Origin of the sequence: Stenotrophomonas sp. Sm10, assembly GCF_030985515.1 — a bacterium.
Taxonomy (GTDB): Bacteria; Pseudomonadota; Gammaproteobacteria; order Xanthomonadales; family Xanthomonadaceae; genus Stenotrophomonas; species Stenotrophomonas hibiscicola.
In genome coordinates this window covers 1-21,149 of sequence record NZ_JAPTFO010000060.1, presented here as the reverse complement: position 1 = coordinate 21,149, position 21,149 = coordinate 1, and the positions used below count along the sequence as shown (strand labels likewise).

Annotated in this window: 19 protein-coding genes; 3 read left to right on the top strand and 16 right to left on the bottom strand. The window is 67.7% G+C overall.

The annotated features are described in order from the left end of the window. Positions 1–14: 14 nt before the first annotated feature. From O0J15_RS15545 to glnA, 7 genes are all read right to left on the bottom strand, one after another. Positions 15–2,057: a TonB-dependent receptor gene (locus O0J15_RS15545; protein ID WP_308305904.1), complete on the bottom strand. Its 2,043-nt coding sequence runs from the start codon at positions 2,055–2,057 to the stop codon at positions 15–17. Positions 2,058–2,162: 105 nt separating this feature from the next. Further along, positions 2,163–2,477: a hypothetical protein gene (locus tag O0J15_RS15540; protein ID WP_053461818.1), complete on the bottom strand. Its 315-nt coding sequence runs from the start codon at positions 2,475–2,477 to the stop codon at positions 2,163–2,165. A gap of 84 nt (positions 2,478–2,561) precedes the next feature. Then, a complete protein-coding gene (locus O0J15_RS15535; protein WP_155028772.1) occupies positions 2,562–3,737 on the bottom strand; it encodes a murein transglycosylase A in 1,176 nt (391 codons plus the stop codon). Positions 3,738–3,804: 67 nt separating this feature from the next. Continuing rightward, on the bottom strand, positions 3,805–4,551 hold the full coding sequence (locus O0J15_RS15530; protein ID WP_019661936.1) for an N-acetylmuramoyl-L-alanine amidase: 747 nt from the start codon (positions 4,549–4,551) through the stop codon (positions 3,805–3,807). Positions 4,552–4,772: 221 nt separating this feature from the next. Then, positions 4,773–6,203 carry an ammonium transporter gene (gene amt / locus O0J15_RS15525; RefSeq protein WP_180877367.1) on the bottom strand — a complete coding sequence of 477 codons (1,431 nt, stop codon included), beginning with the start codon at positions 6,201–6,203 and terminating at the stop codon, positions 4,773–4,775. Positions 6,204–6,225: 22 nt separating this feature from the next. Further along, positions 6,226–6,564 carry a P-II family nitrogen regulator gene (locus O0J15_RS15520; protein ID WP_004134334.1) on the bottom strand — a complete coding sequence of 113 codons (339 nt, stop codon included), beginning with the start codon at positions 6,562–6,564 and terminating at the stop codon, positions 6,226–6,228. 346 nt (positions 6,565–6,910) lie between these two features. Next, a complete protein-coding gene (glnA, locus tag O0J15_RS15515; RefSeq protein WP_019661939.1) occupies positions 6,911–8,320 on the bottom strand; it encodes a type I glutamate--ammonia ligase in 1,410 nt (469 codons plus the stop codon). Positions 8,321–8,544: 224 nt separating this feature from the next. Here glnA and O0J15_RS15510 point away from each other — a divergent pair, with 224 nt between their 5' ends. Both O0J15_RS15510 and O0J15_RS15505 read left to right on the top strand, forming a co-directional pair. Further along, the gene (locus tag O0J15_RS15510) at positions 8,545–9,339 is read left to right on the top strand and encodes an undecaprenyl-diphosphate phosphatase (RefSeq protein WP_111097740.1); all 795 of its coding nucleotides are present in this window, start codon (positions 8,545–8,547) and stop codon (positions 9,337–9,339) included. A 73-nt stretch (positions 9,340–9,412) separates the two neighbouring features. Then, positions 9,413–10,240 (top strand): META and DUF4377 domain-containing protein, encoded by an 828-nt coding sequence (locus tag O0J15_RS15505; RefSeq protein WP_155028770.1) that lies wholly within the window; start codon positions 9,413–9,415, stop codon positions 10,238–10,240. A 155-nt stretch (positions 10,241–10,395) separates the two neighbouring features. Here the strand turns inward: O0J15_RS15505 and O0J15_RS15500 are convergent, their stop codons facing one another. The 9 genes from O0J15_RS15500 to O0J15_RS15460 all read right to left on the bottom strand — a co-directional run bounded on the left by O0J15_RS15500 (position 10,396) and on the right by O0J15_RS15460 (position 19,375). Further along, positions 10,396–11,004: a YbhB/YbcL family Raf kinase inhibitor-like protein gene (locus tag O0J15_RS15500; RefSeq protein ID WP_058980253.1), complete on the bottom strand. Its 609-nt coding sequence runs from the start codon at positions 11,002–11,004 to the stop codon at positions 10,396–10,398. A gap of 10 nt (positions 11,005–11,014) precedes the next feature. Further along, a complete protein-coding gene (locus O0J15_RS15495; protein ID WP_111102907.1) occupies positions 11,015–13,084 on the bottom strand; it encodes a tetratricopeptide repeat protein in 2,070 nt (689 codons plus the stop codon). 56 nt (positions 13,085–13,140) lie between these two features. Continuing rightward, positions 13,141–14,130 carry a YheT family hydrolase gene (locus tag O0J15_RS15490; protein ID WP_026347255.1) on the bottom strand — a complete coding sequence of 330 codons (990 nt, stop codon included), beginning with the start codon at positions 14,128–14,130 and terminating at the stop codon, positions 13,141–13,143. 52 nt (positions 14,131–14,182) lie between these two features. Beyond that, positions 14,183–14,974, bottom strand: coding sequence for a 1-acyl-sn-glycerol-3-phosphate acyltransferase (locus O0J15_RS15485; RefSeq protein ID WP_019661944.1), 792 nt, complete (start codon positions 14,972–14,974; stop codon positions 14,183–14,185). A 121-nt stretch (positions 14,975–15,095) separates the two neighbouring features. Then, positions 15,096–15,530, bottom strand: coding sequence for a hotdog fold thioesterase (locus O0J15_RS15480; protein ID WP_308305903.1), 435 nt, complete (start codon positions 15,528–15,530; stop codon positions 15,096–15,098). A 10-nt stretch (positions 15,531–15,540) separates the two neighbouring features. Next, positions 15,541–17,592, bottom strand: a complete 2,052-nt coding sequence (locus O0J15_RS15475; protein WP_308305902.1) for a phospholipase D family protein — start codon at positions 17,590–17,592, stop codon at positions 15,541–15,543. Further along, positions 17,589–18,215, bottom strand: a complete 627-nt coding sequence (locus O0J15_RS15470) for a YceI family protein (RefSeq protein WP_019661947.1) — start codon at positions 18,213–18,215, stop codon at positions 17,589–17,591. The genes O0J15_RS15475 and O0J15_RS15470 overlap by 4 nt, the downstream gene beginning before the upstream one ends. Positions 18,216–18,219: 4 nt before the next feature. Continuing rightward, positions 18,220–18,696 (bottom strand): histidine phosphatase family protein, encoded by a 477-nt coding sequence (locus tag O0J15_RS15465; protein WP_019661948.1) that lies wholly within the window; start codon positions 18,694–18,696, stop codon positions 18,220–18,222. Positions 18,697–18,745: 49 nt separating this feature from the next. Next, positions 18,746–19,375 carry a ParA family protein gene (locus O0J15_RS15460; protein WP_010487235.1) on the bottom strand — a complete coding sequence of 210 codons (630 nt, stop codon included), beginning with the start codon at positions 19,373–19,375 and terminating at the stop codon, positions 18,746–18,748. 123 nt (positions 19,376–19,498) lie between these two features. On the opposite strand from O0J15_RS15460, the gene O0J15_RS15455 reads away from it, so the two are divergent. Then, the gene (locus tag O0J15_RS15455) at positions 19,499–20,983 is read left to right on the top strand and encodes an AAA family ATPase (protein ID WP_134735567.1); all 1,485 of its coding nucleotides are present in this window, start codon (positions 19,499–19,501) and stop codon (positions 20,981–20,983) included. Positions 20,984–21,149: the final 166 nt, after the last annotated feature.

The window sequence follows — 21,149 nt, the reverse complement described above, 5'->3', positions numbered from 1 at the left end:
AGATGCGTGGCCGGTTACAGCTTCATGTTGAGGCCGACGAACACACTGCGTCCCGGGGCCGGCGAAAACATCGGGCGGGCGCTGTCCCAGAAGAAGCTGTCGTACCAGGCGTAGGCGTACTGGCGATTGGTGGCGTTCTTCAGCTGCAGGTCCACGCTGAATCGCGGGGTGAGCTGGTAGGCAGCACTGAGGTCGAGCACGGCGAAGCCACCGAACTTGCCGGCTACGTTGCGCTCTTCCAGGTAGTAATCGCCCTGTGCACGCGCCTGCAGGCCCAGCCGCAGCGCATCACCGGCGCGGTAATCCACGCCCAGATTGCTGATGTGGCGCGGGGTGGCAGCCACTTGGCGTCCCTGCAGGGAAACGCCGGCATCGCGGTCGTCGCGGGTGATCTTCGCTTCCTGGTAGGCGTGCGACGCCCACACCGTCCAGTCGTCGCCCAGTTGCAGGCTCAACTGCGCATCCACGCCGCGCCGGCGGGTCTTGCCCAGAATGACCGTGGTTCCGGTGGCCGGCATGTTGGATACCTCGTTTTCCGCGTCCTGCTGCCACGCCGCCAGACGTGCCTGGGCGCCCGCGAACGGCTGGAACTTCAGGCCCAGCTCCATGCCGGTGTTGGTGGACGGCTGCATCGGTGCCTGTCCCGGGGTGAGGTAGGCCGGTGCGGTGGACCCGGTCAGCACCTGGAAGGTGCGGCCCCAGTTCGCGTAGACGTGGGTGGTCTGGCCCAGGCTGTGGATGATGCTCAGCTTGGGCTGGCCGATGCTGCCGTAATCCTGCAGCCGAGCGGTGATGCCGTTCATCAGGTGCGTGCGGCCGCTGAAGCGGTCGACGCGATAGGCCGGCACGACCTTCCAGGCTTCGACGGGCTGGTAGACCGCCTGCACGTAGGCGCCCCAGTTGTCGAAGCTGTGGCGATCATTGTTCTGCACCCGCGCCGGTGGCTGGCTGAAGTCGGTGGGTTCGGCGTAGGCGTAGCGCTCGCGGATGTAGCCGTTGTCCTGCTGCTCGTAGTTCAGGCCACCCTCGACGGTAAGCGTGGGCCTGGCCTGCCAGGTGAGCGTGGTGAGCAGGCCATGCTGCCGCTCGTCCCACACGCGGCGCTGGCGCGGCAGGTTGCCGTTGGGCACGTCGCTGAAGGTCACGCGGCGGTCGTCTTCATAGCGGTTGTAGTACAGCCGCGTGCCGAAGGTGAGCGCGTCGGACAGTTTCATGTCCAGGTGCGCGGCGATCTGGCGCATGTCGCGTTCATCGCCATCGTTGCCGTTGCGCAGGTCGCTGCCACGGCGGTGCGTACGCAGCTCCTCGGCGGTCATGAAGCCGGGTTCGTCGGCTTCGTGGTGGTACGCGCGCGCGGTCAGGCCCACGCGCAGGCCGTCGTCCAGCGAGCCATGGAACCACTTGCCGCCCAGCGAATACTTCTTCGAGGCATCGTGATCGCGGTAGCCGTCGCTGGCCTGGGTGCCGACGAAATAGTTCTGCGCGAAGCCATTGGCTTCACGGCCGACTGCCAGCTGTGCATCTCGGGTGTTGTAGCTGCCATAGGCCAGTCGCGCGTCGGTGTAGGTGCCGCCCTGGCGCGTACCGAAGTTCACGTTGCCGCCGATGTTGTGCAGGCCGTAGCGCGGGTCGTTGGTACCGCGCACCACTTCGATGTAGCTGATGTCCAGCGGGAACAGCATGTCGATGAAGCGCTGGTTGCCGCTGTTGACGTTGCTGGGGATGCCGTCAATGAGGGTCTTGATCGCGTTGAGGTAGCCCTCGCCGTTGAAGGCGCGGAAGCTGACCTTGCCCGATTCGGCACCCTGCCGCGTTTCGGTGAGCTGGATGCCGGGCATCTGCCCCAGCAGCTCCCAGCTGTGCGAGACGTTGCGGTCTTCGATCTGGTCCGCGCCGAGCACGTCCACCGAAGTCAGTACCTGGTGCGCACTGAGCTGGCCTTCGCCGTGCTGGTGCACCTGCACCTTGCCGAGGGTGAGCGCGGCATCGGCGGACTGTGCGAAAGCTTCAGGGGCGAACGGCGCGGCCGCCAAGGCGGCCAAAAGGGTGGGAGTCATGGGAAGGGGCGGTTACGGTGAAATGTAATCATATAACATTTCACCGTAACCGCTTTTGCAGCGTCGAGCAAAGCTCGGCGCTACAAGGGCGGGAGCCGGGGGGGATTACACCGGGTAGCCGGTGGCTTCCCGTGCCTTCTTCCAGGCGGCTTCGAATTCACGCGCGGAGATTTCGTCGTCCTCGTCGAAATCCAGGAACGACACCGGCTGGTCGGCCAGCAGGAAGCGGTCGTCGCTGTGGGCATGCTCGTCGGCCCAGACCATCTTGGTCCCGTAGATTTCCACCTGCCGCACGATCTTCTCGCCACGCGCTTCCATCAGCACGTTGCCCTTGCCCAGGCCCGATTCGGCCCAGTGCTTGTAGTACTTCTTTGCGGCGGATTTCGCGCCGGATTTTGCGTTGTGCTTTGCGTAGGTCATTGCAGAGGTCCTGGCCGCAGACGCGGCCGGAAAGTTCGGAATGGCGCCATTATCGCCCGACCTCGCAGCGCGCAGGTGGGCGCTTCAGCGGGCCGGCGCTGGCAACGCCACGCCCTTCGGCCACAACATCCAGATGTTGCCCTTCTGCTTCATGTCGCCGGCCAGCTTGCCGGCGGCTTCGCCGCTGCCCCAGTACAGGTCGGCGCGCACTTCGCCGGCGATGGCACCGCCAGTGTCCTGCGCGGCCACCGGGCGCACCACCGGGCTGCCGTCCGGGCGCGTGGTGGACAGCCACAGCAGGCTGCCCAGCGGTACCACGGTGCGATCCACCGCCACGCTGTAGCCGGCGGTGAGCGGTACGTTCAGTGAACCACGCGGACCTTCCGGGCTGTCCGGAGTGCGCACGAAGAACACGTAGCTGGGGTTGCTGCGCAGCAGTTCCGGCACGCGCGCGGGATGGGCCCGGGCCCAGGCGCGGATCGCGTCCATGGTGACGTCTTCCTTCTTCAGCTGGCCCTGGTCCACCAGCCAGCGACCGATCGCGCGATAGGGGTGGCCGTTCTGCTCGGCATAGGCCAGCCGCACCTGCGTGCCATCAGCCAGGCGCACGCGGCCGGACCCTTGGATCTGCAGCAGCTGCAGGTCCATCGGGTCGGTCAGCCAGGCCAGCACCGGCGCCTTTACGCCTTTGGCGGCGATGGTGCCGGCATCGTCATAGGGCTTGAGCACCTTGCCCTCAACCCGCCCGCGCAGGCGCTTGCCCTTCAGTTCCGGGTAGAGGCTGTCCAGCTGCACCACGATCAGATCATCCGGCGTGCCGTACACCGGCACCGTGGCCTTATCGGTACGGGTAAGGCTGCCGGGGTAGATCGGCTCGTAGTAACCGGTGATCAATCCGTCGGCCTGACGGCCACCGGCACGCAGCGCATAGGCATCGAGGTCGCGCTGCAGGAACTGGCGGATCGCGGCCGGGTCCTTGTCTGACACGGCTGCGGCGGTGGCACAGGGCTTGGCCCAGGCGGCGTCGTTCTTCAGGCGGGTGCAGCTGCTGCGCCAGGCAACGAAGCCGGCCTGCAGATCAGCATCGGAGACTGCGGGCAGGGCTTTCCAGTCGACCTTGGCGTAGGTGGCCGCCGGCGGCGAGGTCGGCGTGGGCGCTTCGGAACCCGTGCGGGGAGCGGTGGTGGCGCAACCGGCGAGCACCGCCGCTGCCAACAGGGTCCAGTGCTTGCGCTTGAAGAAGGTAGCGGAATCGATCATGCCGCCATGGTGGCGGGCCGGCCGCTGGGCGGCAACCCGGCGCGGGGTCAAGCGTTCATGCGCGGAGTCACGGCATCTGCAGCAGCAACGAATGCAGGATGCGGGCGTCCTCGGCATCCAGCGTCTTGGGCAGGTCGTCGCGGCCACGGAAACGGCGGTGGAAGGCGGCGACGGTGGCTTCTCGGTTGTCCAGTGGATAGCCGAAGCGGGCCAGCGCATTCCACGCGTCGAAGCCTTCCGGTGCCGCGCCGTCGGCCGCGCGCGGCCACACGCCGAAGCCGGCCTCGGCCAGCTGTTGCCACGGGAAGAAGCGGCTCGGATCCTGCTTGCGCGTCGGTGCCAGGTCGGCGTGGGCGATCACCTGGCGCGGCGGGATGTTCAGGCGGGTGGTGAGGTCGCGCAGCAGCACGATCAGCGATTCGATCTGCGCCGCACTGAACGGGCTGCGGCCATCGTTGTCGAGCTCGATGCCGATCGAGGCCGAGTTGAGATCGGTGATGGTGCCCCATCGCCCGGCGCCGGCATGCCAGGCACGGCGCTCATCGGCGACGAGCTGGTAGCGATGGCCATCGGCGCCGATCAGGTAGTGCGCGCTGACCGGTCCACCGCTGTTGGCGGTACGCAGCGTATGCAGGCTCTGCTGCACCGATTTCTGCTCGGTGTGGTGGATGACGATGATGACCGGCGTGCGCGCGTTCTGGTTGGGCGAAGGCACCCAGGTGGCGAGCGGGTTGCGCGTTTCCCGTGGCGTGGAAGCGCAGGCGGCCAGCAACAGGCAGGCCGAGAGCATCAGTGTGGTGCGGATCGGAGGCATGGCCTGATTGTGCGCGATCTGGCGCGAGGGTGCATGTCACAAGAAAGATTCGGTAGATCCACGCCATGCGTGGATGCGCCACTCCGGCCGTGCCAGCCAACGGTCGGCACCCACCAGAGCAGACCCGGATCCTGTGCCAAGCAAGCTTGGCACCTACCAGAACCAGGACAGGAGAAGTGCCGACCAACGGTCGGCACCCACCACGTCAGTACGCCGCTACCTCAGGCCTCGTAGGCAGACTCGCCGTGCGAAGTCACATCCAGGCCAGTGCGCTCTGCTTCTTCGGTCACGCGCAGGCCCACCACGACCTTTACCAGCAGCAGGATGACCGCGGTCACCACCGCCGACCACAGCACGGTCAGGCCGACGCTGACCACCTGCACCCACACCTGGTGGCCGATATCCAGATCGGCCTTGGTGCCGCCCAGCGACTGCGCGCTGAACACGCCGGTGAGGATCGCGCCGACGATGCCGCCGACACCATGCACACCGAACACGTCGGCGGTGTCGTCCACCTTCAGCAGGCGCTTGAGGCCGGTCACGCCCCACACGCAGATCACGCCGGCGACGAAGCCGATCACGATCGCGCCAAGCGGGCCGACCGTGCCACAGGCCGGGGTGATGCCGACCAGGCCGGCCACCGCACCCGAGGCTGCACCCAGCGCCGACGGCTTGCCCTTGCCGATCGCTTCCACCAGGGTCCAGCCGAGCACGGCGGCGGCGGTGGCCAGCACGGTATTGAGGAAGGCCAGCGAGGCCACCGTATCGGCCGCAGCGGCGGAACCGGCGTTGAAGCCGAACCAGCCTACCCACAGCAGCATGGCGCCGATGTAGGTAAACGGTACGTTGTGCGGCTTCAGCGCGGTCTGGCCGTAGCCCAGGCGCTTGCCGACGAGCCACGCGCCGACCAGGCCGGCCACGCCCGCATTGATGTGGACCACGGTGCCACCGGCGAAGTCGATCGCGCCCAGTTCACCCAGGTAGCCGCCGCCCCAGACGATGTGCGCCATCGGGATGTAGCTGAGGGTGAACCACAGTGCCGAGAACAGCAGTACCGCACGGAACTTGATGCGCTCGGCGAAGGCACCGACGATCAGCGCGGTGGTGATGCCGGCGAAGGTCGACTGGAAGGCGACGAACAGGTAATCCGGCAGGCCCTTGATCGGCGTATTACCCACCGACTCCGGAGTGAAGCCCTTGAGGAAGGCGAATTCGGTGAACGAGCCGAAGAACGGATTGCCGGCGCTGAACACCGCACTGTAGCCATAGGCCACCCACAGCAGCAGCACCAGCGAGAACACCACCAGGATCTGGCTGAGCACCGACAGCACGTTCTTCGAACGCACCAGGCCGCCATAGAACAGGGCCAGGCCTGGAACCACCATCAACAGCACCAGCAGGGTGGAGGTGAGCATCCAGGCGACGTCGCCACGATCATAGGCAGCGGCCGCTTCGGCCACGGCCGGCGCGGCGGCGGTGGCGGCCGGATCGTGCAGCGGCTCGACCGCCACGGTTTCGCTCGGCAGCGGCGACACCTGTGCCTGGGCGTGGGCGCTGCCCGGCCAGGCACCAGCGGCCAGCGCGCTGAGCAGCATCAACAGCCACACGACATGGAACCGGGCTTGCCACCCGGTGAGAAGGCGCATCTTCATGGGGGAGTCTCCGGAAGGGGGCTTACAGCGCGTCGGCGCCGATTTCGCCGGTGCGGATGCGGATGACCTGCTCGACAGCGGTCACGAAGATCTTGCCGTCACCGATCTTGCCGGTGCCGGCAGACGACTGGATCGCTTCGATCACCGCGTCGGCACGTTCGTCGGTGACGACGGTTTCGATCTTGATCTTGGGCAGGAAGTCGACAACGTACTCGGCACCGCGATACAGCTCGGTGTGGCCCTTCTGGCGACCGAAACCTTTCACTTCGGTCACGGTGATGCCCGACACGCCTGCATCGGACAGGGCCTCGCGGACCTCGTCGAGCTTGAACGGTCGGATGATGGCGGAGATCAGTTTCATGCGCATGTCCCGAGGGTGGATGGGGCCAGCGCGCCAGCGCGCGTTGGCATCAGGCAACCACGGGTCATCAGGATGATGACCGTGGCTGTTGCACCGGACACGTACAGGGCCGGGACGGCCGTGCCTCTCTCCTTGCACGACCGATGCGGGAGGGAGGGCGGCCCTGGTCGCGTATCCGGTCTCTCTCTTGCCCCTGGATAAGCGGGCCAATGGCTCGCGTTCCAATGCAGCGGACTGACAGTCCGCTCTACAACGGCGGGCCTGCGCCCGCCCTGCGGCTCCCCAGCCGCGAGAACGGAAGCGATGGCGGCGGGTGGGAGGGGGAACCCACCGCCATCGCGCCCGGTCAGCTCGCGTAGTACAGCTGGTATTCCAGCGGGTGGGTGGCCGCGCGGAACTTGGTCACTTCCTGCATCTTCAGCGCGATGTAGCCGTCGATGAAGTCATCGCTCATCACGCCGCCGGCCTTCAGGAACTCGCGGTCCTTGTCCAGCGCTTCCAGCGCCTGGTCCAGCGAGGAGCAGACCTGCGGGATCAGCTTCTCTTCCTCCGGCGGCAGGTCGTACAGGTCCTTGTCGCTCGGTGCACCCGGGTCGATCTGGTTCTTGATGCCGTCCAGGCCGGCCATCATCAGCGCGGTGAAGGTCAGGTAGCCGGACTGGATCGGGTCGGGGAAGCGCATTTCGATGCGGCGCGCCTTCGGATTGGACACCCACGGAATGCGGCACGAGGCCGAACGGTTGCGGGCCGAGTAGGCCAGCATCACCGGCGCCTCGAAGCCCGGCACCAGGCGCTTGTAGCTGTTGGTGCCCGAGTTGGCGAAGGCATTGATGGCCTTGGCGTGCTTGAAGATGCCGCCGATGTACCACAGCGCCAGCTGGCTCAGGCCACCGTAGCCGTCACCGGAGAACAGGTTGGTGCCGCCCTTGGACAGCGACTGGTGCACATGCATGCCGCTGCCGTTGTCGCCGACGATCGGCTTGGGCATGAAGGTGACGGTCTTGCCGTTGCGGTGCGCGACGTTCTTGATGACGTACTTCATGCGCAGCAGCTCGTCGGCCTTCTGCACCAGGGTGCTGAACTTGGTGCCGATCTCGCACTGGCCGGCAGTGGCCACTTCGTGATGCTGCACTTCCACTTCGATGCCGACCTGTTCGAGGGTCTTGCACATCTCGGCGCGCAGGTCGTGCAGGGTGTCGGTCGGCGGAACCGGGAAGTAGCCGCCCTTCACGCCGGGACGGTAGCCGCTGTTGGCGCCGTCATACTTGGCGCCGCTGTTCCATGCCGCTTCTTCCGAGTCGACCTTGAAGAAGGTGTTGCCCATTTCGTTGGCGAAACGGACCGAGTCGAAGATGAAGAATTCCGGCTCCGGGCCGAAGAACGCGGTTTCGGCGATGCCGGAGGACTTCAGGTAGGCCTCGGCACGCTTGGCGATGCCGCGCGGGCAGCGGCCATAGGCCTGCATGGTGGCCGGATCGAGGATGTCACAGCTGATCACCAGGGTCGGATCGGCGTAGAACGGATCGACGTAGGCGCTGGACGGGTCCGGCAGCAGCACCATGTCCGATTCGTTGATGCCCTTCCAGCCGGCGATCGAGCTGCCGTCGAACATCTTGCCTTCTTCGAACAGCGACGGCTCGACGATGCTGACCGGGAAGGTGACGTGCTGCTCGACGCCACGCATGTCCACGAAACGCAGATCGACGAATTCGATCTGGTTGTCCTTGATCAGCTTCTCAACGTTTTCCACGGACATCGGTACGACCTCGGATGGGGATGAATGCCTGCTGAGGTACAGCAATGACCGTGCCAACTTTTTGCGACCCGCAAGTCGTTGATTTACCTGAGCCCGCCCCGCACCGGTGCGGAACAGCGCGCACCAAACAGGTGCAGTCGGCAGCAGGCGCACCCGTTTGGTGCAGCAGGGATCGTCTATCCTCTCGACCTTCTTCCTTCCTGCCGCGCGTGCCCGCACCGTCCATGTCCGACCTGCTCTCCGCCCTGCTGCTGGGCATCCTCGAAGGCTTGACCGAATTCCTGCCGATCTCCAGCACCGGCCATCTGCTCATTGCCCAGCACTGGCTGGGTGCCCGCTCGGACTTCTTCAACATCGTCATCCAGGCCGGCGCGATCGTCGCGGTGGTGCTGGTGTTCCGCCAGCGCCTGCTGCAGCTGGCCACCGGCTTCAACCAGCGTGAGAACCGGGAGTATGTATTCAAGCTGGGGGCTGCGTTCCTGGTCACCGCCGTGGTCGGCCTGGTGGTACGCAAAGCCGGCTGGTCGCTGCCGGAGACGGTCAGTCCTGTGGCCTGGGCGCTGATCATCGGCGGTGTCTGGATGCTGCTGGTGGAGGCCTACACCGCGCGCCTGCCTGACCGCGACCAAGTGACCTGGACCGTGGCGATCGGCGTCGGCCTGGCGCAGGTGGTGGCAGGCGTATTCCCCGGTACCTCGCGCTCAGCCTCGGCGATCTTCCTGGCCATGCTGCTGGGCCTGAGCCGCCGCGCGGCGGCGGCCGAATTCGTGTTCCTGGTCGGCATTCCCACCATGTTCGCCGCCAGTGCCTACACTTTCCTGGAACTGGCCAGGGACGGGCAGCTGGGCAGCGAGAACTGGACCGAGGTGGGCGTGGCCTTCCTTGCCGCGGCCGTCACCGGCTTCGTCGTAGTGAAGTGGCTGATGGGCTACATCAAGTCGCACAGGTTCACGGCCTTCGCCCTCTACCGCATCGCGCTGGGCGCGGCGCTGCTGCTGTGGTTGCCCTCCGGCAGCTGAACAGCACCGGGGCACGGTAACCCCAATGCCAGCCCCACCCCGTTTCCCCCACGGTTCCCCAAGGAGAATCACCATGAACCGCAAGCTCACCCTGCTCCTCCCGCTGGCCCTGATGGCCGCGTGCAGCCAGACCCCGGCCCCGGCCGGCACCGGCGGCGATGACGTGGCCCCGGCCGCGGCCAAGGCAGCGGACCAGCAGACGCTGGCGCATCTGGACGCGCAGCGCCTGCAGAGCCAGCACTGGCTGCTGCAGCAGGCCACCGGCGCCGACGGCAAGCGCATCGACGCGCTGTTCGCCCGCCAGGACAAGCCGGTCACCCTCGACTTCGCTGACGGCCGCCTGTCGGTCAGCAACACCTGCAACCGCATGGGCGGTGGTTATACCTTCGACGCTGGCAAGCTGGCCGTCAGCGCGATGGCCTCGACCATGATGGCCTGCACCGACAAGGCGCTGATGGCGCTGGACGAGGCCGTGTCGAGCCGGCTGCAGGGCGAACTGAAGGCCGAGCAGGACGCTGATGGCAGGCTGACCCTGACCACCGCCAAGGGCGACACGCTGGTCTTCAACCCGGAACCGACCGCTGAAACCCGTTACGGCGGCGCCGGCGAAACCGTGTTCCTGGAAGTGGCCGCGAAGACCGAGAAGTGCTCGCACCCGCTGATCCCGGACTACCAGTGCCTGCAGGTGCGTGAAGTGAAGTTCGACGACAAGGGCCTGAAGCAGGGCGAGCCGGGCAAGTTCGAGAACTTCTACGGCACCATCGAGGGCTACACCCACGAAGACGGCGTGCGCAACGTGGTGCGCGTGAAGCGCTACGAGGTGAAGAACCCGCCGGCCGATGCGCCGTCGCAGGCGTACGTGCTGGACATGGTGGTCGAGTCGGCCATCGAGAAGAAATAAAACGATGGAAGGGCGGCCGAGAGGCCGCCCTTCTTCGTTGTGCGTTGTAGAGCCGAGCCCATGCTCGGCTGCTGTCTATCGGGAAAAGCAGCCGAGCATGGCTCGACGCTACCGAAAGCAACGCCGGCCAGCGGCCGGCGCTACCGGGGTTGCGGTTACAGCGCCGGGTTCAACGTGTAGGTGCCGTGCAGTGCGGCTTCGGCCAGCACGTGGCCGTGCATGGCGCGGTACGCGTCGGCGGCGGTGAAGCGCTGCGGCAGGTCCAGCGACGCCACGTCCAGCGCGAATACCCGGAAGAAATAGCGGTGCATGCGCTCGTCGTTGAACGGCGGATACGGGCCGTCATAGCCCAGGTAATCACCGGCCATGTCCGGGTTGCCCGCGAACCAGCCGGTGAAGTCGTTCAGGCCCTGGCGGCTGCCGGCCGGACCGGCGGGTGCGGGCTTTCCCTTCACCACGAAGCCGTCGCTGCAGCTGCCAGCGGCGATCTCCTGCACCGAGGCCGGAATATCGGCCATCACCCAGTGCACGAAATCGCAACGTGGCTGGTCACGCGGCACACTCATGTCGCTGCGGCCAACCGTCTCCGGCACGGTCGGCACGTCCGGGTCCACGCACACCAGCAGGAACGAGCGGGTGCCGGCCGGCGCCCCGTTCCAGGCAAGGTGCGGGTTGCGGTCGGGCGCAAAACCATTGGCATCGCCGGCGGCGAACTCACGATCAATCGGTGCGCCATTGGTCAGGCTGTTACTGGTCAGCTGCATCAGGATCTCCTCACTCTTCCGGGTAACCCAGGCGCACCGCAACCGGGGTGAGCTGGGCGAAGGCGGCGCTCATCACGTCGCGGTAGTTGCGCCAGTGGCCGGGCGGGAAGCGCGGCGCGCCCAACTGCGCCGCCGGCGGCATCGGCCGCTCGAACAGGCGGCCCAGCAGTTCGGCCATCGCCTGCGGATCGTTGCCGACCTGGTCGATGCGCAGCAGCACGTGGGGGTACAGGTCGTCCTCATGCAGCGTGGCAATCTGGTTCAGCGCGCGGGTCAGCCATTCACTGGCTTCGGCCAGCGAGGTCATCGCCAGCGGCGCGGCGGCACCGTAGGCCACCCAGTCCAGCAGCATGTCGCGCGGATCACGCAGCACCAGCACCAGTCGCCCCTGCGGCAGCTGCGGGCGCAACGCCCACAGCAGGGCGTTGTCCCACCACAGCAGCCAGTCGATGACGGTATCGCTCTGCAGGCCACGCGCCGGCAGCTGTTCGCGCCAACGCTGCACCAGCCGCTCCGGCGTCAGTACGCCCGAAGCGAGATCCTGCAGCGTGTTGTAGTTCTGGAACGCATCGTCGGGCGGGTTGCTGGTGTAGCGGTCGCTGCGCAGCACCGGGCTGGCGGCCGCCAGGCCGGTCGCCACGCGCTCCACGCCCGAGCCCGGCGCGCCCCAGAGGAAGATCGGCGCGGAACTGGTGTTGCCGTCAATCTCACCCTTCTCCGGCCAGCTTGGCGGAGACTTGGCCTGCGGTGGCAGCGGCAGGCGTTGCGGGGCCTGGTCGGCCTGCAGCGACAGCCAGGTACGCAGGGCCTCCTGCGGCTGGCCGGCACGGTCCTGGATCTCGCCCATCCAGGTGCGCAGATCGGCGCGATGCGCTTCCGGCGCCTGCTCGACCAGCGCCTGCACGCGGGCCACCGCAGCAGGCGGATCACGCTGCAGCAACCCTTCAACCAGGCGGGTTTCGCCACTGACACGCCCCGGTTCAATGCTGACGATACGCTCGGCAATGGCTTCGGCCTGCTCGTGCTCGCCCACCATGTCGTGCAGGCGCAGGCGTGCTTCCAGCGCCGGCAGGTGGCCCGGCATGGCGTCCATCCAGCGTTCAACGGTCGCCGCGGCAGCGGGGCTGCCAACTTCTTCCACGGCCAGGCGCGCCAGCCACAGATCATGCAGCTGCGGGTGCTGCTCCAGGGCAGCGTCGAGGCGTGCACGCGCCTCGTCTTCGCGGCCAAGGCGCTGCCAGGACATCAGCAGCAGCTGCAGCAGCTGGCGGTCATCGGGGATCGCTTCCAGCAAGGGCAGCAGATGGTCCAGCGCCTGCAGCGGCTGGCCGTTGCGCAACGCCAGCTCACCGGCCAGGCGCCGCATCGCCGGCACGTCCAGCTCCGGCTGCCGCAGGGCCACCTCCATGGCTTCGGCCGCCGCCGGCACGTTGCCCTGGCGCAGCGCCAGCTGCACCACCAGGCCATGCAGCGAGCTGATGGCCGGGTTCAGTTCCAGCACGCGGCGGAACGCCTGCTCGGCGAATGCCAGCATGTCCTTGCCAAGGTAGGCAAAGCCCAGCGCATAGAGCACGCGGGTGTCATTCGGCTGGGCCTTGTTGGCTGCCGACAGCAGCACCAGCGCACGGTCCGGGTCATCGCGGCGCAGCGCGATCATGCCGTCGATGGTCAGCAGCTCGGGGTGGTCCGGCTCCACGCGCGAGGCCAGGGTGGACAGGCGTTGTGCCTCGTCGAAGTCATTGCGGCCAACCGCCAGGTGCGCCTGCATCAGGTAGGCGGAGAAGGAGTTCGGGTCGAGCCCGGTGGTGCGCGCCAGCGCTTCGTCGGCGCCTTCGTACTGGCGCAGGGCCAGCAGCAGGCCAGCATGCTGCAGGTGCAGCTGGGCGTCGTCCGGTGCCAGCTGCAACGCCTGCTGCAGGGCTTCCATGGCATCTTCGGCCTTGCCCTGCTGCTGCAGCGCAAGCGCCAGCCAGCGGTGGGCCCCGGCCTGGCCGGGTTCGTCACGGGTCCACGCCTGGGCCAGCTGCACGGCCTGGTCGGCCTGGTTCTGGCGCAACGCTTGGATGATCTGGTCTTGCATGGCGGTCCGGTTCGAGTGCAAACCCGCATTGTAGCGGTCCACGCGCCGGTGCCGGTTCAGCCCGCCAGCACCCGCTGCAGGCGCTGCGCCACCCACCGTTCGGAGAAGCCGTCGCCCCGCCAGTTTTCCAGGAAACCGCAGTGGCCTCCCCAGCAGGCGGTCTCCAGGCGCGCGTGGCGCGGCAGCTGCCAGTCGCTGAAGGTCGCATAGGGAATCACCGGGTCGTCCTGCGCCATCAGGATGTCGGCCGGCACCTGCAGGGCCGACAGGCGGTCACCGGCAATCGAGTAGCCATCGAAATAGGCCTGCAGCGAGCCAAAGCTGGTATGCCGTTCAACCAACCAGGCGGTCAGCGCACGGATATCCAGCTTCAACACGCGGTCGTCGCAGTCGCTCAGCTCGGGGAACAGATCGCGCTTGCGGCGCAGCGAGCCGGCCCATTTGCGTCGGAAGTACCAATCGTACATTGCCGGACCATTCTCGATGCTCTCCATGGTCAGCCCCGGGTCCAGCACCGGGCACACCGAGGCCACGCGCAGCAGCGGCACGCCGGCGGCCGGCGCGCGCAGGGCCAGGCGCAGCACGAAATTGCCGCCCAGTGAGTAGCCGGCCGCCACCAGCGGCAGCTGCGGCCAGCGCTGGGCGATGTCTCCTGCGGCATGCACCACTTCATCGATCAGGTTGGAGTGGAAGATGCCGGGGTTCAGGTGATGGGTGTTGCCGTGGTCGCGGAAGTTCAGGCGCACGACATCGAAACCCTGTTCGATCATGCGCGCGGCCGCCATGCGCATGTAGCTGGATTCGGCACTGCCCTCCCAGCCATGCAGCAGCAGGGCCATGCCCTTGGGTTCGCGGCCTTCGACATGGCTGTGCCAGCCCTGCAGGCGCACGCCATCGCCGCCGTCGAGGATCAGCTCTTCGCTGACCGCGCCGGTGGCCGCCAGCAGCAGCAGGCCGCGCTGCAGGCGCATGCGGCTGGAGCTGAGCATCGACTGCAGGTGCGGGTTGCGCAGCCAGCGCGGCGGCTGGTAGTCAGCCGCATGCAACGTCGGCGTACCGGCGTCCAGGACAGGTGGCGGAACCAGGGCCACCGTGCCCTCAACCGGTGCTCATGGCCGCCACGATGCGCGCGCGCGAGGTCTCCGCGATGCGCCGACGGCCTTCCAGGTCCTGTGCACCGATCGGTGCCAGGAAGTGCACTTCCGCACGCCGCGCCGGCTCACCGAGCAGGCGCAGGAAATTGGCGAAGAAGCTCTCGCCGGGGCCGAATGCCACGATGGTCTGTGCGTCACCCTTGAGCCCATAGACCAGCGCCACCGGCTGCACCGGAACGCCGGTTTCAACCGCGGCCTGGAAGATGCGGGCATGGAACGGCCCCACTTCGTGGCCACCGCGGGTGCGCCCTTCCGGGAACACGCCCACTGCCTTGCCGCCACGCAGGCGATCGGCCATCACCTGCATCACCCCGCCCAGCGACTCGGTGTTGCCACGCTGGTGGAAGATGGTCTGCCCGCGCGCAGCGAGCCAGCCGACCAGGGGCCAGCTGGCGATTTCGCGCTTGGCGACGAAGCCCATCATGCGCTGGCTGTGCAGGATGCAGATGTCCACCCAGCTGACATGGTTGGCCACGAACAGCACGGCACCGGGCAGCGGCGCGCCCATCTGCACCAGGCGGAAGCCGAAGATCCACATCAGGCCCCCCTGCCACCAGTTCACCACCTTCGCCCCGAGGGTATCCTCGCCCACGCGCAGCTCGCCCCACGGCGGAAGCATGCCGATCAGGATCAGCGGCAGGAACACGGTGATGTGGACCAACAGCAGCGGTACGCGGTACAGGTAACGGCACACACGCGCCACGCCGCCACGGGGGGCCGGAGTGGGGGAAGTCATCCGCGCACGATACCGGAGCGTCGCAGCAGCTGCCAGCCGATTTAGGCCATAACCGCCATTGACCGGGGCAATCGGTGGGGAACGCTGGGTTCTGCCGTCGTCAACACGCCCGACCGGGGGCTCAACCGTGGCCGGCCGCCACCACCGCCAGGGTCAGCCGCGAAATGCATACCAGGCGACCCTGCTCGTCCTCGATGCGGACCTCCCACAGCTGGGTGCTGCGGCCCACATGCAGTGCGCGGGCGGTGCCGGTGACAATCCCCGAGCGCACCGCCCGCACGTGGTTGGCATTGATCTCCAGGCCCACGCAGACCTGCTTTGCGGTATCCACGCACAGGTTGCCGGCGCTGCTGCCCAGCGTCTCGGCCAGCACCACCGAGGCCCCGCCGTGCAGGATGCCGTAGGGCTGGCGGGTGCGCTGGTCCACCGGCATGGTGGCCTGCAGCCAGTCTTCGCCCGCTGCGCTGAAGACGATGCCCAGGGATTCGATCGCCGTGTTGCGGCTGAGCGCATTGAGCTGCTCGAGGGAAACGGCTTCGCGGAACACCTGGGTCATGCGGTCACCTTCAGAGAATGGGAACGAGGCCGGCACCGAATGCGGTCAGCATGCGCACCAGCAGCCACTTCGGGCCGACGTTGACTTCGGGGAAGTCGCCGACGGCAACGTAGCAGCGATGGAACTCCGGGTCCTGCCGTGGCAGCGGCTGCGGGCAGTCCGGGCCGGGCTTGAACTCGTAGTCGGTGGCATAGCGCCATGGCCAGAAGTCGAGGATCGGCAGCGCTTCGGAGGCTTTGCCGACGCTGTAGTTCAGCCCCGACAGCACCGGCGGCTTGGCCCGCGGCGCCACCGTCCAGGAGTTCTGCGGATGGGTATCGCGCAGGATGCTCTCGGCCAGCTGCTCGGCAAACACCGGATCATCGATGATCACCGCGCCTTCGGTGTTGTAGTTCTCGCTGCGCGGATCGAAGTTGTGGGTGCCGACCACGCCGATGCGGCGGTCGACCACCAGCGACTTGGCGTGCAGGCCCATGCGCGCGCCCTTGCGGGTGACCGGCAATGGCTTGTTGACCGCCTTGCTGCCCAGGAACGAGGGCCGCGTTTCGGTGCGCAGCAGGCGCGTTTCCACCTCGCTGCCGGCCGCGCGGCGGCGTTCGCGCGCGTTCTGGTAGGCACTGCCGGTACGCGGATGATTCACCACTGCCTGCCTGCGCGTTGTTGCCCGGTCCCCCTCGCTGCCCCCCCCGGCATTGCTGCCGGCGGCGCTGCCGCCGATCAGCGGGTTGCGGCCGCCGTCGTCGTCTGCCCCGGGGGCGGCGATCGGGTCGGGCAGCAGGTTGCGGTAATCAACCGGCGCATCCAGCGGGAACGGCTTGTATTCGAAGATGTTGAAGCCCAGTTCGCGCATGTTGCGCCGCTTGTACTTGTACGACAGCGCATACACGATGGGATTGTCGGTGGCCGCCAGGCTGTTGCTCGACACCACCACGCGCGGTGGCTGCGGGCGCTTGCGCAGCTCGCGGAACAGCTTCTGCGCGGGCTTGGACAGCACCAGGTACGGCGTCTGCAGGATCACTTCCTTCTGCGCACCGGCAATGAGCGCATCCAGCTGGGGCTCGGTCACGTGCTGGCCAGCCAGCGGGGCATCGGCCTTCTCGCGCCGGTGCTTGCGCGGCAGGTCGGCGACATAGCGCACCGAGGCCACCGGCAGCGCGGTATCCACGAAGGAACGGGTGACGAAGTCCATGTCATTGGCTTCGGCACTGACCCGCTGCACCCGTTCCGGGCGGCGGAACGTGGCGGGGGGCAGCGCCGGCACGCCCTCGCGCAGCAGGGTGCGGCCGACATCATTCAGGCGCTCGGCCGGCACGCTGCGCTGGGCACGCCAGAAGGCATCGAAGTTGGCCGCCATCGCACGCGCCTCGGGGCCGGCAATCAGCACGTCGCGGTCGCGGAAGTTGTACTCGCGGTCCCAGTCGTAGTAGTCGTCCTGGTAGTTGCGGCCTCCGACCACGCCGATTGCGTCGTCGATCACCAGCAGCTTGTTGTGCATGCGCTGGTTGAAGCTCCGGAAGCAGCACAGCACGCTGCCGGCATAGTCGAAGTAATTCAGCCGGGCCTTGCCGAACGTCGGGTTGTAGACGCGCAGCTGGAAGTTCTGGTGGGCGCCGGACAGCGCGCCGAGGATCTGCAGGTCGGAGATCGCCGAGAGCTGGTCGATCAGCACCCGCACCTTCACCCCGCGCCGCGATGCAGCCAGCAGTTCGTCGATGACCAGCCGGGCGCTGTCGTCCTTGTCGAAGATGTAGGTCTGCAGGTCGATGCTGCGGGTGGCGCTGCGCAACAGGTTCAGCCGCGCCACCAGGGCGCCTTCTCCCTCGTCCAGCAGGGTGGCGTAGTGGCGCGGCTGCTCCGGGGTGGATTCGGTGAATGCCCGGCCGGCCAGCGCCCGCAGCGGCGAGTCCTGTGCGCAGCGGTCGGCGCGCTGGCAGTCGACCTGGGTCGAGCGCGCCTGCACGGCGATCGCTTCGGCGCGGTCGCGCTCGGTATTGGACAGCGATGCACAACCGCTGCCCAGCAACACGGTTGCCAGCGCCAGTACACGCAGCAGGAGGTTCACGGTTTCGGCGCCTCGCTCAGGCGCGCTCGCAATACGAAGGTCACACGATCACTCAAGGCAAGCTGCCAGCTGTCCATTCCATACCGGCCTCGCTGCACGGTACCGCGGCTGACGACGTCGCAATCATAGCCGGGTCGGGCGCACTCCGCCTTCTCCACCCTCAGCTTCTCGGGATGGCTGACCCCGCGCAGGGTCAGCCGGCCGTTGATGTCACCCCCCTCTTCCACGGTCTCCGGCCAGTACGGCAGCGAGTCGAACTCGACCACCGGGTGGCGGCCCGCGTCGAAGAATTCCTCGCCGCGCATCCAGCCGGTATAGCGCGCCTTGCCGGGGATCTCGACCGAGCGCGTGAACATCTTGAGGTGCACCTGGTGGCGGCCATCGGAGAGGATCTCGATGCGGCCCTCGAAGTGCGGGAACACACCTTCGATGCGCTGGCCGAAGCGGGTGCGCACCTCGAAACCGATCTGCGAGCGTTGGGTGTCCAGGCGCAGGACCCGATGCGCTTCGGCGACCACCGGCGGCAGGGGCGTTGGCGTTGGCGGAGGAGGCGCGGCAGGCCAGGCCGCGCCGGAAGCCAGCAGCACGGGCAGCAGAAAGCGGCTGCGCCGCGCCAGGCTCATTGGATCACGGCCACCAGAACGCGTTCAGGCTGGCCACGCCCGGCTCGATCGAAGCCTCGCGCGGGAAGCCGAGCACGGCAATGCCGGCCGGCGGCATGCCGCGGTAGTCGCTGCTGGTGCCGTCGGTCATCAGGGCCACCAGCTGCTCCAGGCCCGGGTTGTGGCCCACGATCAGCACCCGGTCCAGGTCGCGACGCTCGTCCACCAGCGCCGCCAGGGTGCCCGGGGTGGCTTCGTAGATCCGGTCTTCCAGGCGCTTCTCGACATAGCCGATGGCCGTCATCACCGCTTCCAGGGTCTCACGGGTACGTCGCGCCGGCGAGCACAGTACGCAGTCCGGCAGCAGGTTGTTCTCCTTCAGCCACTTGCCGGCGGCTTCGGCTTCGGCCAGCCCCACCGGCGACAACGGCCGGTCGAGGTCGGCCTGGCCGGGGGTCGCCGGCTCGGCATGGGCATGGCGCAGCAGGATCAATTCACGCATCGCGGGTTTCCATGAAGAAGAGGATGCAGCAGGAAGGGTGATGCAGGCATCAAAGCTTCAGCCAGGACAGCAGCGGCTCCCAATCGGCCTGGTGCTCGCGCACCTGGGCCGAGCGGTAGTCGAACAGGCTGCGGCCAAGGCCGGTCATGACCACATAGCTCTGGCTGTCGCGCAGCTGCGCGACCACCGGGTACGGCCATTCACCCAGCATCTGCAGCGCCTGCTGCGAGGTCTGGGTCCAGGGCTTGGTACGGTTGAGCACCAGACCCACTGGCAGCTTGCGGCTGTGCACGCGCGGGTTCTGGGCCAGGCTGTTGAGGAAACCGACGATGGCTTCGATATCCAGCGCCGAGGGCAGCACCGGCACCACCACCGCGTCGGCAGCGTCGAGGAAATGGGGAATATCGTCGGCCAGGGCGCCGGCCGGCGCATCGATGATGACGGTGTCGGTACCGTCGGGCAGCTTCTGCGCCCACTGCTTCTTCCGATATACGTCGATCGGCAGCACCGCACTTTCCAGCCCGGCACGGCGTTGTGCCCAGCGGGTGCTGGAGCCCTGCGGGTCGGCATCGGCAATCACCGTGGCCTTGCCCTGCAATGCCGCGTACGCGGCCAGGTGGGTGGCGACGGTGGTCTTGCCCACCCCGCCCTTGGAACCGGCCACCAGGATCGTCTTCATGCCAGCCTCGCTTCCGGGTACGTTCCCCGAGCGTACACCGGCGATGGTGACGGGAGGTAGCGTCGTGCTGAACCAGCGGCCATCGCCTTTGCTATCGTGGCGCTCCCGAAGGATCGAACCGGCATGAGCGAACTGCAGGACCTGAGCGCGTTGATCCGCGCCAATACCCCACTGATCGTGATCGAGACCCAGGACGAGGGTCGCATCGTCGAGCTGTTCCGGCAGACGCTGATGCACGTATGGCGGGCGCTGCACCGCTGGTCGATCACCGAGGGCCTGCGCCGCATCGACCTGGACAGTGAAGACCCGCCGGTCGGGCCACCCGATGCCAGCGCGGCCCTGCAGATGATCCGCCAGGCCGACCAGCGCGGGGTCTACCTGCTGCTCGATTTCCACCCGTACCTGGGCTATGCCAGCCATCAGCGCGCCCTGCGCGACCTGATCCAGCGCCGCCACAGCGAGCCGCATGTGCTGGTGCTGATCGGTGCCAAGGTGGAGCTGCCGGCCGAGCTGGAAGCGTTGGCGGTGCGCTTCAACCCGCGCCTGCCTGATGCCAACGCCCTGTTGAAGATGCTGCGCGAAGAGGCCGACGCCTATGCGCGCGAGCACGGCGGCCGCCGGGTCGAAGTCGACAGCGAGGCGGTGAAGAAGATCCTGAAGAACCTGCAGGGCCTGAGCCTGGTCGATGCCCGGCGCATCGCGCGCCAGCTGATCTACGCCGATGGCGCGCTGCGCGACGACGACCTGCCGCAGCTGGCACGGCTGAAGTTCGAGCTGCTCAACCGCAGCGGCCACCTGTTCTTCGAGCATGACAGCGCGCGCTTCGGCGATGTGGCCGGCGCCAACCGGCTCAAGCGCTGGATCAGCCAGCGGCGCGTGGCCTTCATCGCCGGCTCGGCGCCGGCCGGGCTGGACCCGCCGCGCGGCATGTTGCTGCTGGGCGTGCAGGGCTGCGGCAAGTCGATGCTGGCCAAGGCCACCGCCGCCGGCTTCGGTGTACCGCTGCTGCGCCTGGACGTGGGCGCGCTGTACAACAAGTACCACGGCGAGACCGAGGCCAACCTGCGCCAGGCACTGGCCTCGGCCGAGCAGCTGGCACCCTGCGTGCTGTGGATGGACGAGATCGAGAAGGGCCTGGCCAGTGGTGGCGAGGACGGTGGCGTATCACGCCGTGTACTCGGCTACCTGCTGACCTGGATGGCCGAGCGCAAGGCGCCGGTGTTCATCGTCGCCACCGCCAACCAGGTGCACGAGCTGCCGGCCGAGCTGCTGCGCAAGGGCCGCTTCGACGAGATCTTCTTCGTTGACCTGCCTTCGCCTGACGTGCGCGTGGAACTGCTGCGGCTGCACCTGGGCCGGCGCCAGCTCAATGGCGACGACTTCGCGCTGCCGGCGCTGGCGGCCGCGGCCAATGGTTTCTCCGGCGCGGAGATCGAGCAGGCGATCGTGGCCGGGCTGTATGCAGCGCACGCCGAAGGCCGGCCGCTGGACACCGAGCTGATGATGAACGAGATCCGCGCCACGCGGCCGCTGTCGGTGCTGATGGCCGAGCAGGTGGAGGCATTGCGGGCGTGGGCGTCGGGACGGACGGTTTCCGCGGACGACTGAGGTTTCCCGCGAACGGCGCAGCCCCTCGTGGCGGCTGGTTGACCGTGAACGTCAAAAGCCGCGCTTGGCCGGGGGGGGGGGGGGGGGGGGGGGGGGGGCGCCCCCCCCCCCGCGGGGGGGGGCGCGGCGCGCCCACCCCCCCCCCCCCCCCCCCCCCCCCCCCCCC